9 protein-coding genes and 1 pseudogene are annotated in these 16,331 nt (G+C 73.1%); 3 read left to right on the top strand and 7 right to left on the bottom strand.

Annotated features, from left to right (window positions below):
• Window positions 1–424: 424 nt before the first annotated feature.
• From ACGFN2_RS35135 to ACGFN2_RS35125, 3 genes and pseudogenes are all read right to left on the bottom strand, one after another.
• Window positions 425–3,448 carry a bifunctional [glutamine synthetase] adenylyltransferase/[glutamine synthetase]-adenylyl-L-tyrosine phosphorylase gene (locus ACGFN2_RS35135; RefSeq protein WP_393366974.1) on the bottom strand — a complete coding sequence of 1,008 codons (3,024 nt, stop codon included), beginning with the start codon at window positions 3,446–3,448 and terminating at the stop codon, window positions 425–427.
• 27 nt (window positions 3,449–3,475) lie between these two features.
• On the bottom strand, window positions 3,476–4,837 hold the full coding sequence (gene glnA / locus ACGFN2_RS35130) for a type I glutamate--ammonia ligase (protein ID WP_362613850.1): 1,362 nt from the start codon (window positions 4,835–4,837) through the stop codon (window positions 3,476–3,478).
• Between the two features lie 297 nt (window positions 4,838–5,134).
• Window positions 5,135–6,032 (bottom strand): annotated as a pseudogene (locus ACGFN2_RS35125) (alpha/beta fold hydrolase).
• A gap of 536 nt (window positions 6,033–6,568) precedes the next feature.
• Here ACGFN2_RS35125 and ACGFN2_RS35120 point away from each other — a divergent pair.
• Window positions 6,569–8,191: a multicopper oxidase family protein gene (locus ACGFN2_RS35120; RefSeq protein WP_393366972.1), complete on the top strand. Its 1,623-nt coding sequence runs from the start codon at window positions 6,569–6,571 to the stop codon at window positions 8,189–8,191.
• Between the two features lie 154 nt (window positions 8,192–8,345).
• Complete coding sequence (locus ACGFN2_RS35115) at window positions 8,346–10,100, top strand: NAD+ synthase (protein WP_393366970.1); 1,755 nt, start codon at window positions 8,346–8,348, stop codon at window positions 10,098–10,100.
• Between the two features lie 118 nt (window positions 10,101–10,218).
• Here ACGFN2_RS35115 and ACGFN2_RS35110 read toward each other — a convergent pair whose 3' ends face one another.
• From ACGFN2_RS35110 to ACGFN2_RS35095, 4 genes are all read right to left on the bottom strand, one after another.
• Window positions 10,219–11,454, bottom strand: a complete 1,236-nt coding sequence (locus tag ACGFN2_RS35110; RefSeq protein ID WP_362613842.1) for an MFS transporter — start codon at window positions 11,452–11,454, stop codon at window positions 10,219–10,221.
• Window positions 11,455–11,620: 166 nt separating this feature from the next.
• A complete protein-coding gene (locus ACGFN2_RS35105) occupies window positions 11,621–12,625 on the bottom strand; it encodes an endonuclease/exonuclease/phosphatase family protein (RefSeq protein ID WP_393366994.1) in 1,005 nt (334 codons plus the stop codon).
• Window positions 12,626–12,903: 278 nt separating this feature from the next.
• Window positions 12,904–13,554, bottom strand: a complete 651-nt coding sequence (locus tag ACGFN2_RS35100; RefSeq protein ID WP_362613838.1) for a TetR/AcrR family transcriptional regulator — start codon at window positions 13,552–13,554, stop codon at window positions 12,904–12,906.
• Window positions 13,551–15,170: an MFS transporter gene (locus ACGFN2_RS35095; RefSeq protein ID WP_393366968.1), complete on the bottom strand. Its 1,620-nt coding sequence runs from the start codon at window positions 15,168–15,170 to the stop codon at window positions 13,551–13,553. Before ACGFN2_RS35095 ends, ACGFN2_RS35100 begins: the two co-directional genes overlap by 4 nt.
• Window positions 15,171–15,356: 186 nt before the next feature.
• On the opposite strand from ACGFN2_RS35095, the gene panB reads away from it, so the two are divergent.
• Complete coding sequence (panB, locus tag ACGFN2_RS35090; RefSeq protein ID WP_393366966.1) at window positions 15,357–16,217, top strand: 3-methyl-2-oxobutanoate hydroxymethyltransferase; 861 nt, start codon at window positions 15,357–15,359, stop codon at window positions 16,215–16,217.
• Window positions 16,218–16,331 lie beyond the last annotated feature (114 nt).

The raw sequence follows: 16,331 nt of genomic DNA, 5'->3' as shown, positions 1-16,331 counted from the left end.
CGGGGGGGGGGGGGGGGGGGGGGGGGGGGGGGGGCGGGGTGGGGTGCGTTTCCCGCCCCCCCCCCCCCCCCCGCTCCGACCCGTCCCCTCCCGTTGGGGGATGGGAAAACGGTGGGTGGGGGTGCACCCCGGTGGTCCCGTGCGCGTTGGAGAGCAGTAAATGCCCTACAGACGCCCGCCCCCACTCACCTTCACCACTCCCTCAACGGGAGGGGACGGGCCGGAGGGGCCTGGTGTGTGGACGTAAAGCGAAGCAGTCCACACACCAGGCCCCGGAGGTCCGTCACCGCACCCCGACAACCACCCGCCCGCCGCAGGCGCAACGGCGAGAAACCACCACGGCGGGAAAGACAACAACGTGGGCCGAAAGCCAAGCGCAGCCCACGGCGGGAAAGCCGAAAACGTGGGAAGGCCGCCAAAAGGCTTACGCGCCGTAGAAGATCTCCTCCACAACCCCCCGCGCCCTGCGGGTCACGCGGCGGTAGTCGTCGATCATCTCGCCGATGTGGCCTTCCTCGTAGCCCAGGTAGCGGCCCACGGCCGCCAGTTCGCGGCCGTCGACGGGGAACGTGTCGCCGGGGCGGCCGCGGACGACCATGACGGCGTTGCGTACGCGGGCGGCCAGGACCCATGCCTCGTCGAGGGTCTGGGCGTCCTCGGTGTTGATCAGGCCGGCGGCGTGGGCGGCGGCCAGCGCTTCGCGGGTGCGGGTGGTGCGCAGGCCGGGGATCTCCCAGCCGTGCTGCATCTGGAGGAGCTGTACCGTCCACTCGACGTCGCTCAGGCCGCCGCGGCCCAGCTTGGCGTGGGTGGTGGGGTCGGCGCCGCGGGGCAGCCGTTCGGCCTCCATGCGGGCCTTGAGCTTGCGGATCTCGCGGACCGCGTCGTCGCCGAGGCCTTCGGCGGGGTAGCGCAGCGGGTCGATGAGGTCGATGAAGCGCTGTCCCAGTTCGAGGTCGCCGGCGGCGGGTTCGGCGCGCAGCAGGGCCTGGGACTCCCAAACCAGGGACCAGCGCCGGTAGTAGGCGGCGTAGGAGGCGAGGGTGCGTACCAGCGGGCCCGATCTGCCCTCCGGGCGCAGGTCGGCGTCGATGGGCAACGGCGGGTCGGAGGAGGGGAGTTCGAGCAGCCGGCGCATCTCGTTGGCGACGGCGTGGGCGGCCTTGGCGGCCTCCTGTTCGTCGGCGCCCTCGCGCGGTTCGTGGACGAAGAGGACATCGGCGTCGGAGCCGTAGCTCAGTTCGCGGCCGCCGAAGCGGCCCATGCCGATGACCGCGAAGCGGGTGGGCAGGGTGTCGCCCCACTGCTGGCGGACGGCGGCGCGCAGGGCTCCGGCGAGGGTGGCGGCGTTGAGGTCGGAGACGGCGGAGCCGACGGCGTCGACGGAGTGGCCGTGGTCGTTTTCCGCGGGGCTGAACTCCGTGCCGTACGCGCCGATGACGTCGGCGGCGGCCGTGCGGAACAGCTCTCTGCGGCGCACCCCGCGGGCCGCGGCGACCGCCGCCTCGGCGCCGTCCGCGCGGCCGACCGCGGCCAGCACCTCCTGCTCCAGGGCGGCCCGGGAGCGCGGCTGGAGCCCGTCGGGGGCGCCGAGCAGGGCGACCGCCTCGGGGGCGCGCAGCAGCAGGTCGGGGGCGAGGCGGCCGGCGGACAGCACCCGGGCGAGGTTCTCGGCGGCGGCGCCCTCGTCGCGCAGCAGCCGCAGGTACCAGGGGGTCTTGCCGAGCGCGTCGGACACCTTGCGGAAGTTGAGCAGTCCGGCGTCGGGGTCGGCGGAGTCCGCGAACCAGGCGAGCAGCACCGGCAGCAGCGTCCGCTGGATGGCGGCCTTACGGGTCACGCCGGAGGCGAGCGCCTCCAGGTGCCGCAGGGCGGCGACCGGGTCGGCGTAGCCGAGCGCTTCGAGGCGGTGGCCGGCGGCCTTGGCGGACAGCCGGGCCTCGCCGGGCTCCAGGTGGGCGACGGCGTCGAGCAGCGGCCGGTAGAAGAGCTTCTCGTGCAGCCGGCGGACTTCGCGGGCGTGCCACCGCCACTCCTTGCGCAGGGTGTCCACCGGTTCGGTGCGCAGGCCCAGCGAGCGGGCCAGGCGCCGCAGTTCGCCCTCGTCCTCGGGCATCAGGTGGGTACGGCGCATCCGGAAGAGCTGGATGCGGTGTTCCAGCGTGCGCAGGAAGCGGTAGGCGGCGTCCAGGGCGGCGGCGTCCTGGCGTCCCACGTAGCCGCCGGCCGCCAGGGCGGCCAGCGCGTCGAGGGTGGTGGAGCTGCGCAGGGTGGCGTCGCTGCGGCCGTGCACCAGCTGGAGCAACTGCACGGCGAACTCGACGTCGCGCAGTCCGCCGGGGCCGAGCTTGAGTTCCCGCTCGACCTGGGCCGCGGGGATGTTCTCGACGACCCGGCGGCGCATCTGGCGGACGTCGGCGACGAAGTTCTCCCGTTCGGCGACCTCCCACACCATCGGCGCCAGCGCGTCCACGTACTCCTGGCCCAGTTGCAGGTCGCCGGCCATCGGGCGGGCCTTGAGCAGCGCCTGGAACTCCCAGGTCTTGGCCCAGCGCTGGTAGTAGGCGAGGTGGCTGGAGAGGGTGCGCACCAGCGGGCCGTTGCGGCCCTCGGGGCGCAGGTTGGCGTCCACCGGCCAGATGGTGCCCTCGGCGGTGTTGTCCGAGCAGAGCCGCATCATGCGGGCGGCGAGCCGGGTCGCGGCCTGGAGCGCCTTGGCCTCGTCGACGCCTTCCTTGGCCTCGGCGACGAAGATGACGTCGACGTCCGAGACGTAGTTCAGCTCGCGGCCGCCGCACTTGCCCATGCCGATGACCGCCAGCCGGCACACCGCGGCGTCGCCCGGCGCCTCCTCGTAGCTGATCTCCAGGGCGGCGCGGAGGGTGGCGGTGGCCAGGTCCGCCAGCTCCGCGGCGGCCTCGGCGACATCGGTCGTCCCGCACACGTCGCGGGCGGCGATGCCCAGCAGGGCTCGGCGGTAGGCGGTGCGCAGGGCGTCCGCGCGCGGCCGTTCGGCGTTCTGTCCGGCCCAGATCCCCTCGGCGAGCGCCAGCTCGAACTCGGGGGTGGTGGGGTGCAGGTCCACCGACTCGTAGGTGACCAGGGACTGCCAGTCGTGCGGGTGCCGGACGAGGTGGTCGGCGAGCGCCTCGGAGGCGCCCAGCACCCCCAGCAGCCGGTCGCGCAGCGGTTTCGCCGCGGCGACGGTGCTGAGCAGCGTCTGCTGGTCGTCCGGTTCCTGGGCCTCGACGAGCCGGGCCAGGCTGTGCAGCGCGAGGTCCGGGTCGGCGGTGGCGCCCAGCGCCTCCAACAGCACCGAGTCGTCGCGTACGGACGCGAACGGCGGGGAATCGAGCAGCTCCCCGGCCGCCGAGGGGTCGGTGAAACCGTGCCTCAGCAGCCGGCTGAAGGTGCTGCTCCGCCGTCCCTGCGGAGCGGGAAGTGCCATGGTGGAGCCTCTCGGTGGCGCGGTGGCTCAGAGCACGGGCAGCATCTTGCGCAGCTCGAAGGCGGTGACCTCCGAGCGGTACTCCTCCCACTCCTGTTTCTTGTTGCGGAGGAAGAAGTCGAAGACGTGCTCACCGAGGGTCTCGGCGACCAGTTCGCTGCGCTCCATCAGCTCGATGGCCTCGCCGAGGTTCTGCGGCAGCGGCTCGATGCCCATCGCGCGGCGCTCGGAGTCGGACAGCGCCCAGACGTCGTCGTCGGCGCCGGCCGGGAGTTCGTAGCCCTCCTCGATGCCCTTGAGGCCGGCCGCGAGCAGCACGGCGTACGTCAGGTACGGGTTGGCGCCGGAGTCGATGGAGCGGACCTCGACCCGGGTCGAGCCCATCTTGCCGGGCTTGTACATCGGCACGCGGATCAGCGCGGAGCGGTTGTTGTGGCCCCAGCAGATGTAGGAGGGGGCCTCGCCGCCGGCGCCCGCGGTGCGGTTGGCGCCGCCCCAGATGCGCTTGTAGGAGTTGACCCACTGGTTGGTGACGGCGGAGATCTCGCCGGCGTGCTTGAGCAGTCCGGCGATGAACGAGCGGCCGACCTTGGAGAGTTGGTACTCCGAGCCGGACTCGTGGAAGGCGTTGCGGTCGCCCTCGAAGAGCGAGAGGTGGGAGTGCATGCCGGAGCCTGGGTACTCAGAGAACGGCTTGGGCATGAACGTGGCCTGCACGCCCTGCTCCAGCGCGACCTGCTTCATGACCAGGCGGAACGTCATGATGTTGTCGGCGGTCGAGAGGGCGTCGGCGTAGCGCAGGTCGATCTCCTGCTGGCCGGGGGCGCCCTCGTGGTGGCTGAACTCCACCGAGATGCCCATCGACTCCAGCATCGTGATCGCCTGGCGGCGGAAGTCCATGCCGACGTTCTGCGGGGTGTGGTCGAAGTAGCCGGAGGAGTCGCCCGGGATCGGCCGGGAGCCGTCGACGGGCTTGTCCTTGAGCAGGAAGAACTCGATCTCGGGGTGGGTGTAGAAGGTGAAGCCGAGGTCAGAGGTCTTGGCCAGGATGCGCTTGAGGACGTAGCGCGGGTCGGCGTAGGAGGGGGAGCCGTCCGGCATCAGGATGTCGCAGAACATCCGGGCGGTGCCGGGTGCCTCGGCGCGCCAGGGCAGGATCTGGAAGGTGCCGGGGTCGGGCTTGGCGATCATGTCGGACTCGTACACCCGGGCGAAGCCCTCGATGGCCGAGCCATCGAAGCCGATGCCCTCGTCGAAGGCCTGCTCCAGCTCGGCGGGGGCCACCGCCACGGACTTGAGGAACCCGAGTACGTCGGTGAACCACAGCCGTACGAAGCGGATGTCGCGCTCCTCCAGCGTGCGGAGCACAAACTCCTGCTGCTTGTCCATGGGTCACCAATCCTTGCAGGTCAATCGGCCCGTCCAGGCACGTGGAACAACGTGCTGTGGCACCAGTATCACGTGAGGGGGTTACCGTCACATTACGCACCCTTGCCCTGAACCAGAACCGCCGTCCCGTAACCCCCACCCCGCATTCTTCCCGCGTCGGCGCGGGTCAGCGCGGCCGGTGACGGCAATCGGGGGGCTTGGCGCAGTCTTGGAGCGGCGCTGAGGGGGCGTTGACCCGGAATTGAGGGGTCCGTTCCCCGGCGCGCCCCGGCGGCCCCGGCCCGGCGGGCGGGGGGCCTACGGCAGGCCCGGCACCGCCGCGTCGTACCCGGTCCCCGACAGGTCCAGCACCGCCCTGGCCACCGACTCCGGCACATCGGCCATTACCAGGTGGCCGGCGGGCGCGGCGACCGCGAACCGGCCGCCCAGCTCAGCGGCGAGCCCCCGCTGCCGCTCCAGCCACCGCAGCCGCCCCGCCGTCTCGCTCCCGTCGTAGGCCGCGAGGACGGTCACCGGCACCCCGGGCAGCGGACGGTCCCCGCGCAGCGCGGTGAGCTCGGCGGCCTGGTAGTGGTACGTCGCGTTCTCCAGGACACAGGCCCGCGCGACCCGGCTGGTGCGGTAGCCGGCGCGCTCCCACGGGTGCGGCGGATGGCTGCCGACGGTGGAGGCGCGGCCGATCAGCCGGCGGGCGGCGGGGCCCAGGGCGCGCGGCAGCCCGGCGGCGGACAGGGCGGCGGCCACCCCGCCCGCCCAGGCGGTCCGCACCGCGCGCGGCAGCCGGGGCCCGGGGCCGTCCTCGATGCTGCCGTCGACGAGGACGAGCCCGGCGCAGCGGTCCGGGTGGCGCCGGGCGAACGCCTCCGCGTGGAATCCGGCGAGCGAGTGGCCGACGACGGTGGCCGGGCCGAAGTGGCCGAGCGCGTCGAGGAGGTGGGCGATCCGGTCGGCCTCGGCGGCGAGGGTGGGCGGTGCCGGTGCCGGGGCGCTCAGGCCCGAGGCCGGGGCGGTCGAAGCGGACGACGGTGCGGTACGGGGCGAGCAGCGCGGCGACCGCGTCCCAGTCGAACCACGCCATGCCGAGGCCGCCGCTGAGGACGCAGACCGGGCCGCGGCCCTCGGTCAGGACGTGCAGCGGCACGCCGTCGACGCGCAGGAACCGGCCGGGGGTGGGGAGGCGGCGGGTTCGGCTCATCGGTCTCCCTCGTGGCGGGGGCGGACGGGCGGGGCGCCGGGGCCCGGACAGCCGGTGAACGGGTGGACCCGGCCGGCGGCACGGAACGCCGGGCCCGCCGGTGGCGCGGATGGGCCAAGAATAGGCGGGTGGCGGCACGTCAGGCGGTGGCACCGACGCGGCGGACCGCAGACGGCCGGGCCGGGCGGACCGGCCGCGGTGGCGGCCGGCCGGTGCACTCCGTCGGCGGGCCACACTGGAGGGCTATACCCCTCGGGGGTAGGCTCCGGGTGCCGGCCTCCCCGGCGTCCGCCGGTTGGTCGTTCCGTCGAGTCGAGAGGGCCGCGATGCGGGAACAGGGCAAGGCTGTCGCCCGGCGCGGCCGCCCGCTGCCCGGACCGTGGCCCATATCCGCGCCGCCGCGTCCCTCACTCCTCGACCGCCTGTCGGTGCCGCGCCTGTAGGAGCGCCCGTGCCGCCGACGCCCACCGGAGTCCGCGGCGGCGCCCCCGCCCCGTACCGACCTCACCCAGCGACACCGTCTCGAGGTGCTTCTGATGCGTACGCACTCCCGCCGCGCCCTGCTCGGCGCGGGTATCGCCGTCGTCGGCAGCGGTCTGCCGGCCGCCCGCGCCCTCGGTGCCTTCGGCCCCGGTCCGCACTCCGGCACGGACGGCAGCGACCCCGCCCCCGGCTCCCCCCGCGACACCCCGGACGACTACGTCTCCCCGGACGGCCCGGAGGTCGCCGAGACCGAGCGCAAGCGGAACCCGGGGCCGGTGCGCGAGTTCACCATGACCGCCACCCCGGCCCGTATCGACCTGGGCGGCCGCACCGTCGACACCTGGGCGTACGGCGACGAGCTGCCCGGCAGGACCCTCCGGGCCACGGCCGGGGAGACGCTCGCCCTGACCCTCGCCAACCACCTGCCGCAGTCCACCTCCGTGCACTGGCACGGCCTGGCACTGCGCAACGACATGGACGGCGTGCCCACCCTCACCCAGCGGCCGATCATGCCCGGTGCCTCCTTCCCCTACCGGTTCGCGATCCCGCACCCCGGCACCTACTGGCTGCATCCGCACTCCCGGGTCCAGCAGGACCGCGGGCTGTACGCACCGCTGATCGTCGACGACCCCAAGGAGCCGCTCTCCTACGACACGGAGTGGGTCGTGGTGTTCGACGACTGGGTCGACGGGGTGGACGGCAGCACCCCCGACGGTGTGCTGGCCGAGCTGAACCGCGGCATGGGCGGCATGTCCGGCCACGGGGGCATGCACGGGGACGAGGACAGGGCCGCGGGTGACCAGGGCGCACCGGCGGCGGACGGGGCGGCGCCCGTGGCCGGCGGCCCGTCGCGGATACTGACGGGCTCGCACAGCGCGCTGCTGGGCGGCGACGCGGGCGATGTGGACTACCCGTACCACCTCATCAACGGCCGGATCGCCGAGGACCCGCACAGCTTCCGCGCCAAGCCCGGCGACCGTATCCGCATCCGCTTCCTCAACGCGGGCGCCGACACCGCCTATCGCGTCGCGCTCGGCGGCCACATGATGACGGTGACGCACGCCGACGGCTTCCCCGTCGAGCACGCCGAGACCGAGGCGCTGCTGCTCGGCATGGGCGAGCGCTATGACGTCCTGGTCACCGCCAAGGACGGGGTCTTCCCGCTGACCGCGCTCGCCGAGGGCAAGAAGCACGCGGCGCAGGCGGTGCTGCGCACGGGCAGCGGCCGGGCTCCCGGTGCGTCCGTCCGGCCGAAGGAGCTGGACGGGAAGCTGCTGTCCGCCTACCGGCTGCGGGCGGCCGAGAGCGTCCGGGCGGTGGCCCGCCGCCCCGACCGCACCGTCGAGCTGAATCTCACCGGCTCGATGCAGAAGTTCGACTGGGCGATCAACGGGCGGCAGTACACACCGTCGCACCGGAATCCGATCCGGGCCGGTGAGCGGGTGCGGCTGGCCATCCGCAACCACACCCGCATGTGGCACCCCGTGCACATCCACGGGCACCACTTCGCACTGCCGAACGGCGGCCCCCGCAAGGACAGCGCGATCGTGCTGCCGGGGCGCAGCCTCGATGTCGAGTTCGACGCCGACAACCCCGGGCTGTGGATGGTCCATTGCCACAACGTCTATCACTCGGAGTCGGGGATGATGACGGTGCTCGGCTACCGGAAGGGGTAGGGCGCTGCGCGTCGTACCGGGGCCGGCGGGCGCGGCCGGGGCGCCGCCGGGCCGTCCGTCACGCCGTCCGCCGGGCCGCCCCTCCCCCGCGCGGCGAGGCGCCGCCCGTCGCGCCGACCCCCCATTGCGTCAGAAAGACGATTAGACTGGCGGGATGCCTCAGCTTCGTCTCGCCCTCAGCCAGACCGACTCCTGCGTCGGCGACCTCGCGCAGAACGCCGAGACGATCGTGCGCTGGACCCGGCACGCCGCGGACCGGGGCGCCCACCTCGTCGCGTTCCCCGAGATGGCGCTGACCGGATACCCCGTCGAGGACCTCGCGCTGCGCCCCTCCTTCGTCGAGGCCAGCCGCGCCGCGCTGCGGGCGCTGGCCGCCCGGCTGGACGGGCAGGGCCTGGGCGGACTGCCGGTGGTCGTCGGCTACCTCGACCGCGGCGCCCAGGCCACCCCGCGCTACGGCCGCCCCGCGGGCGCCCCGCAGAACGCCGCCGCCGTGCTGTACCGCGGCGCGGTCGCGCTGTCCTTCGCCAAGCACCACCTTCCCAACTACGGCGTCTTCGACGAGTTCCGCTACTTCGTCCCCGGCGACACGCTGCCCGTCGTACGGGTGCACGGGGTGGATGTCGCGCTGGCCATCTGCGAGGACCTGTGGCAGGACGGCGGCCGGGTGCCGGCGGCGCGCAGCGCGGGTGCCGGGCTGCTGCTGTCGGTCAACGCCTCGCCGTACGAGCGGGACAAGGACGACACCCGGCTGGAGCTGGTCCGCCGGCGGGCCCGCGAGGCCGGCTGCACCACCGCCTATCTGGCGATGACCGGCGGGCAGGACGAGCTGGTCTTCGACGGCGACTCGATCGTGGTCGACGGGGACGGCGGGGTGATCACGCGGGCCCCGCAGTTCGCGGAGGGCTGTGTGCTGGTCGACCTGGACCTGCCGGCCGCGGCGCCCGAGCCCCCCTCGGGCCTCCTGAACGACGGGCTGCGGGTCACCCATGTCACCCTCTCCCCCGCCCCCCTGCCGCCCTACCCGGCCGAGCCCCCCGGGGGCAGCGCCGAGCGCCTCGGCGACCTGGAGGAGATCTACACCGCGCTGGTCACCGGCCTGCGCGCCTATGCCGCCAAGAACGGCTTCCACAGTGTGGTGCTCGGCCTGTCCGGCGGGATCGACTCGGCGCTGGTCGCCGCCCTGGCCTGTGACGCGCTGGGGGCCGGCCAGGTGCACGCGGTGGCGATGCCCTCCCGCTACTCGTCGGAGCACTCGCTGACCGACGCCGCCGAACTCGCCCGCCGTACCGGCCTGTCCTTCCGTACGGTGCCGATCGGCCCGATGTTCGACGCCTACATGGCCGCGCTGCCGCTCACCGGCCTGGCGGAGGAGAACCTGCAGTCGCGCCTGCGGGGCACCACCCTGATGGCCATCTCCAACCAGGAGGGCCACCTGGTCCTCGCCCCCGGCAACAAGTCCGAGCTGGCCTGCGGCTATTCGACCCTCTACGGCGACTCGGTGGGCGGCTACGGCCCCATCAAGGACGTCTACAAGTCCGTCGTCTACCAGCTGGCCCGCTGGCGCAACCAGGCCGCCGCCGACCGCGGCGGGACCCCGCCGATCCCGGAGCACACCCTCACCAAACCCCCGAGCGCCGAACTCCGCCCCGGCCAGGTCGACACCGACTCGCTGCCCGACTACGACGTCCTGGACCGCATCCTGGAGCTGTACGTCGACCGCGACCACGGCCGGGAGGAGATCACCGCCCAGGGCTTCGACGCCGGCCTGGTGACGCGGGTGCTGCGGATGGTCGACCACGCCGAGTACAAGCGCCGCCAGTACCCGCCGGGCCCCAAGATCTCCGCGAAGGGCTTCGGCAAGGACCGCCGGCTGCCGATCACCAACCACTGGCGGGAAGGGGACTGACGGGCAGTCAGGGGAGTTGGGGGCGGCGGCGGGCTCGGCGGTCGGTCCGTCCGGTCTCCGGCCGCCGCCGCGCTGCCGCCTCAGTCGGTACAGGCTGAGGCGCCACCGCCCTGCCGCCTCAGTCCGTACGGTCCCCGGCCGCCACCGCCGCGCCGGTGGCCCGCTCCGGGGCCGGCTCCTCGCTGCGGGCCACGATCCGGGACGCGTCACGGTCGCCGCGGTCCAGCAGGCCGGCCAGGAGGGCGACGGCCAGACCGAGGGCCGCCAGGACCGCGCCGACCAGCGTCGGGGAGGTCCAGCCCCAGCCGGCGGACAGCGCCAGACCGCCGGCCCAGGCGCCGCCGGCGTTGGCGAGGTTGAAGGCGGACTGGTTGGAGGCGGCGGCCAGGGTCGGGGCCTGCTGGGCCTTCTGCATGACCAGCATCTGGAGCGGGGTGGTGGTCAGGAAGCCGACGGCACCGATGACGACGACCGTGACCGGCGCCGCCCACTTCACCTGGGCGGTGAAGTGGAAGACGGTCAGGACGAGGGCCAGGGCGGCCAGCGCGCCGTACAGGGTCGGACGCAGGGCCCGGTCGGTGAGCGGGCCCGCGGCGAGCGCACCGAGGGTCATCCCGATGCCGAAGAGAGCGAGGACCAGCGGGACCGAGCCCGCCGCGAAGCCGGTGACCTCGGTCATCATCGACGCGAGGTAGCTGTAGACGGCGAAGATCCCGGCGAAGCCGAAGACGGTGGTGAGCAGACCGAGCAGCACCTGGCCGCTGCCCAGCGCGCGCAGCTCACGGCCCAGACCGGTGTGCTCGTCGGCCGGCAGCGGCGGGACCAGCCGGGCCAGGGAGGCCATCGCGGCCAGGCCGATGGCGGCCACGACGAGGAAGGTGGCGCGCCAGCCGAGCTGCTGGCCCAGGAGGGTCGCGGCGGGCACCCCGATGATGTTGGCGACGGTCAGACCGAGGAACATCGTGGCGACCGCGCGGGCCTGCCGTCCCTCGCGCACCAGCCGCGCGGCGACCACCGCGCCGACGCCGAAGAACGCGCCGTGCGGAAGCCCGGCCAGCAGCCGGCCCGCGATCAGCAGACCGAAGGTGGGGGCCAGGGCGGAGGCGAGGTTGCCGACCGTGAAGACCGCCATCAGCCCGACCAGCATCCGCCTGCGCGGGATGCGGGAGCCGAGGGCGGTCAGGAGCGGGGCGCCGATGACGACGCCGAGGGCGTAGGCGGAGACGAGGTAGCCGGCGGTGGGCACCGAGGTGCCCAGATCGTCCGCGACGTCGGGCAGCAGGCCCATCATCACGAACTCCGTGGTGCCGATACCGAAGGCCGAGATCGCGAGAGCGAGCAGAGCCAAGGGCATGGAAGACCTTTCGGGGTGTCGCGTGCGGCGGGCACGCGGGCGTCAGGGGCCGTCGATCGATAAGTTCCTTTACGGAACAAAGTCTCTCAGGCTCAGTGTTCCGCCCGGAGAACGGGGCGTGAAGAGCCCGTTTCCGGTCCCCGCCGTCCGCGCCGCCCGCCGTCCGTCAGATCTTCACCGACGCCGCGACCGGAAGGTGGTCGCTGCCGGTCGAGGACAGCACCCAGGCCTTGACCGGGTCGATCCCCTTCATCATGATCTGGTCGATCCGGGCCATCGGGAACGCCGCCGGCCAGCTGAAGCCGAAACCGTCCCCCGCGGCGCCCTGCGCGGAGCGCATCTGGGAGGTGACCGGGGCCAGCGAGCGGTCGTTCATGGTGCCGTTGAGGTCGCCCAGCAGCACGGCCTTCTCCACCGGGTCGGCGGCGATCGCCTCACCCAGCGCCGCGACGCTGGCGTCGCGGCGGTTGGCGGTGAAGCCCTTCTCCGCGTTGACCCGCACCGACGGCAGATGGGCGACGTACACGGCGATCTGCTGGCCGTCGGTGGCGGTGACGGTGGCCCGCAGCGCGCGGTTCCACCCCATCTTGGTGTCCACCGGCCGGGTGTCGGTCAGCGGACGCTTGCTCCACAGGCCGACCGTGCCCTCGATCGTGTGGTACGGATACGCCTTCGCCAGCCCCTGACGATAGGTCGACAGGGCGTTGCCGGACAGCTCCTCCAGGGCCACCACGTCCGCGCCGGAAGCCACGAGGTCCTTGGCGGTGCCCGCCGGGTCGGGGTTGGCGACGTTGACGTTGTGGGTGAGGACGGTGAGGTTGCCGCCCTCACCTGCCTTGTCGGTGACCTGACCCCCGAAGAGGTTGACCCACACGAAGGCCGGCAGCACCAGCGCGACCAGCGCGCTCGCCGAGCGGCGCAGCACCGCGGCGACGAGCAGCAGCGGGATGCCCAGCCCCAGCCACGGCAGGAAGGTCTCCAGCAGACTGCCCCAGTTCCCGGGGGTGTTGGGGACCTTCGCGTGCAGAATCATCAGCAGCCCGAGCAGGAGGGCGAGCACCGCGACCACGAGGCCGCGCCGCCACATCCCCTCGGGACGCCACCAGTTCCGCAGGCGTTCGGCCCGGGAACCGGCCTGCCCGGGGTTGTGCCCCTGTCCCGGCTCCGTCATGTATGCCTGCGCCATGTAGCTGTCCTCACTGCCTTGCTTCGCTGCGCCTGACCTGTGGTCTCCGACCCTAGGCGATGGCCCGTAATGCTCTTTCTTAGAAGTGAGGACGGCGCGGTGACGGGTCGGGGTTCCGGCGCCGGGGTGGTGACGAGGCGCTGTGACAGAACGGGCATGATCCGGTCATACGGCGGGCCCGCGCGCGTCCTCCCGGCGCGGCCGTCCGCGCGGTCCGGCGGCACGGCGCCGGAGCGGCCAACCGGGCTTCACCGCAGGGAAGTTCAGCCCGCGGGCGGGCGGACGCCCTCCAGGACCGTATCGACGATCTCCGCCGGGAGCCCCTCGGGCAGTTCCTTCCACTCATGGAGCAGCGCGCGGGCCAGCATCGGGCCGACGAAGAGATCGGCCAGGGTCTCCAGGTCGCGGTCGCCCCGGATCTCGCCGCCGGCCACCCCGCGCCGGAGCACCCCGAGCAGTGCCTCCCTGCGGGCCCGTACCACGGTGTCGTGATATTCCGCCCACAGTTCGGGCTGTGCCTGGACGTGGCTGACGACCGTGCGCAGCAGTGCGGAGCCGCGTTTGGCGAGTCCGCGGCGGCGCAGGAACTCCAGCAGTGCGACCAGGTCGTCGCGTACCGACAGGCCGCCCGGCGGCGGGCTCGCCATGTCCAGGGACCGCATGACGTCGAGCATCAGGGCGCTCTTGCCCGACCAGCGGCGGTAGACCGTGGCCTTGCCGACGCCGGCCTCGCGGGCGATGCGTTCCATGGACAACTCGCCTATGGAGACGCCGTCCTCCAGCAGGCGCAGCACGGCCTCGATGATGGCGGAGTCGGCGGCGGCGCTGCGCGGCCGGCCGCGGCCCGCGGGGGCCGCCGGGTCCGGCCGCCTCCCGGCCGCCGCGCCCTCGGGGTCCTCCGCCGCCCGGCTCATCTCTCCACGCCCGCCTTCCGCTCTTCCCGCGGCTCCGCCGCCTGCGGGGCCGGTCCCATTTTGCCCGGCAGGAACAGCACGCTCACCAGGGCCCCGACCAGTGCGACGGCGGCCGAACCGAGCGCGGTGACATGCATCGCGTGGATGAAGGCGTCATCGGCCGCCTCGGCCAGCGGCCGGCCGGCCGGGCCCATCCGGTCCGCGAGGCCGAGGGTCGCCTCGATGGACTCGCCGGCCGCGTGCCGGGCGGCGGCCGGCAGTCCCGGCACCGTGTCGAGGGTGTCCTCGATGCGGTCGCGGTAGCTCGTCGACAGCAGCGAGCCGAGGACGGCGACCCCCATCGTGCCGCCGACCTGCCGGAAGACGTTGTTGAGGGCCGAGGCAGAGCCGGCCTTCTCCCGCGGCAGCGACTGCATGACCGCGACGGTGGCCGGCGGCATGATGTGCGCCATCCCGGCCCCCTGGAGGAAGAGCAGCGCCTCCATGATCCAGATCGGGGTGTCCTTGTTCAGCAGCAGCAGGCCCAGCATGGTGTCGGCCACCACGAACATGCTGAAGGTGCACACCGCGCGGGCGCCATAGCGGTCCACGGCGAGCCGGGCCCGCGGCGCGAAGAGCAGCTGGGCGGCGGCCAGCGGCAGGAACAGCAGCCCGGCCTGCAGCGGGCTGTAGCCGCGCACGCTCTGGACGTAGAAGACCGCGAAGAACGAGACGCCCATGAGCGCGAAGAAGACCAGCGCGATGGCGGCGATGGCGGCCGAGAAGGCGGGCGTGCGGAAGTAGCCGATGTCGATGGACGGGTGGTCGCTGCGCTTCTGGTGCAGCACGAAGACGGCGAGCACCGCCAGGCCACCGAGGACCGTGCCGAGCACCTCCGGGTCGGTGAAGTCGGCGAGCTGCCCGCCCTTGATGATCCCGTAGACCAGCAGGACCAGCCCGACGACGGACAGCAGCACCCCGAACGGGTCCATCCGGCCGGGCTGCGGGTCCCTGGAGTCGGGCACCAGGACCAGCATCGCGATCAGCGAGAGCACCACGATGGGCGCGTTGATCAGGAAGACCGAGCCCCACCAGAAGTGGTCCAGCAGCAGCCCGCCGGCGATCGGGCCGACCGCGATGGCGATGCCCACCCCGCCGGCCCAGATACCGATCGCCCGGGGCTGCTCGTCCCGCTCGAAGACGTTCATCAGGATGGCGAGGGTGGCGGGCATGACGAAGGCGCCGCCCAGCCCCATCACGGCACGGAAGGTGATCAGCTCGGCGGGCGAGCCGGACACCCCGGCCAGCACCGACCCGGCGCCGAAGACGGCCAGCCCGAAGAGCAGCACCTTCTTGCGGCCGACACGGTCACCGAGCAGCCCCGCGGTGAACAGCAGCCCGGCGAAGACCAGGGTGTAGGAGTTGATCGCCCATTCCAGCTCGCTCTGCGTGGCGCCGAGACCGACGGGGGCCGGGGTGGCGATGGTCTTCATGGCGACGTTGAGGATCGAGTTGTCCAGCACCACGATCAGCAGGCTGAGCATGAGGGTGGACAGGATCGCCCAGCGGCGGCGGTGGATGCGGTCCGGGATCTGCCGGGCCGGGGGTGCGCCCGGGGCGGGGGGTGAGTTGGCCATGCCGGCACGATAGCGTCTTTCGATACGGCACCGTTCCGTATCACAAAAAGGACCGGGCGCGCCCCTCCTCCGGGTGAACGGTGCCGCTCCCGCTCCCTTTTCCTTTGTGCGCGGGCCGTGCCAGCATGGAGGGGAGTCCGGGGACACCGTCAGGGTGCCTCGAGATGATGAAGAGGAGCCGTCACCATGACGCAGCTTTCGCCTGCCCAGAAGCCGGTCGACAAGGCGCTCTACGGAGGCACCGGGTCCCGCCGGGTCACCGTCCGCGACATCGCCGCCGCCAAGGAGCGCGGCGAGAAGTGGCCGATGCTCACCGCCTACGACGCGATGACCGCCTCCGTCTTCGACGAGGCCGGTATTCCGGTCCTGCTCGTCGGCGACTCGATGGGCAACTGCCACCTCGGCTACGAGTCCACCGTGCCGGTCACCATGGACGAGATCACCCTGCTGTCCGCGGCGGTCGTCCGGGGCACCAAGCGCGCGCTGGTCATCGGCGACCTGCCGTTCGGCGCGTACCAGGAAGGGCCGGTGCAGGCGCTGCGCAACGCCACCCGGCTGGTGAAGGAAGCCGGCGTGGGCGCCGTCAAGCTGGAGGGCGGTGAGCGTTCCGCCGGGCAGGTGGAGCTGCTGGTCGCGTCCGGCATCCCGGTGATGGCCCATGTCGGGCTGACCCCGCAGTCCGTCAACGCCTTCGGCGGCTACCCCGTCCAGGGGCGCGGCGAGGAGGCGGCCCAGCAGTTGCTGCGCGATGCGAAGGCGGTGCAGGACGCCGGTGCGTTCGCGGTCGTCCTGGAGGCCGTACCCGCCGAGCTCGCCGCCGAGGTCACCCGTTCGCTCTACATCCCGACCGTCGGCATCGGCGCGGGCCTCGACTGCGACGCGCAGGTCCTGGTCTGGACCGACATGGCCGGCATGACCGCCGGCCGGGTCCCGAAGTTCGTCAAGCAGTACGCCGCCCTGCGGGAGCTGCTCGGTGACGCGGCCAAGGCATTCGCCGAGGACGTCGTCGGCGGCGCGTTTCCTGCGGAGCCGCACGTATTTCACTGACCCGCACGTTTTTGTCTGACCCGCCGTGGTGGTTTCTCGCCGTTGCGCCTGCGGCGGGCGGGTGGGTGTCGGGTGCGGTGACGGGCCTCCGGGGCAGGGTTTCCGGACTGCTTC

Origin of the sequence: Streptomyces sp. NPDC048612 (assembly GCF_043199295.1) — a bacterium.
Taxonomy (GTDB): domain Bacteria; phylum Actinomycetota; class Actinomycetes; order Streptomycetales; family Streptomycetaceae; genus Streptomyces.
This window is presented reverse-complemented; position numbering and strand designations above follow the sequence as displayed.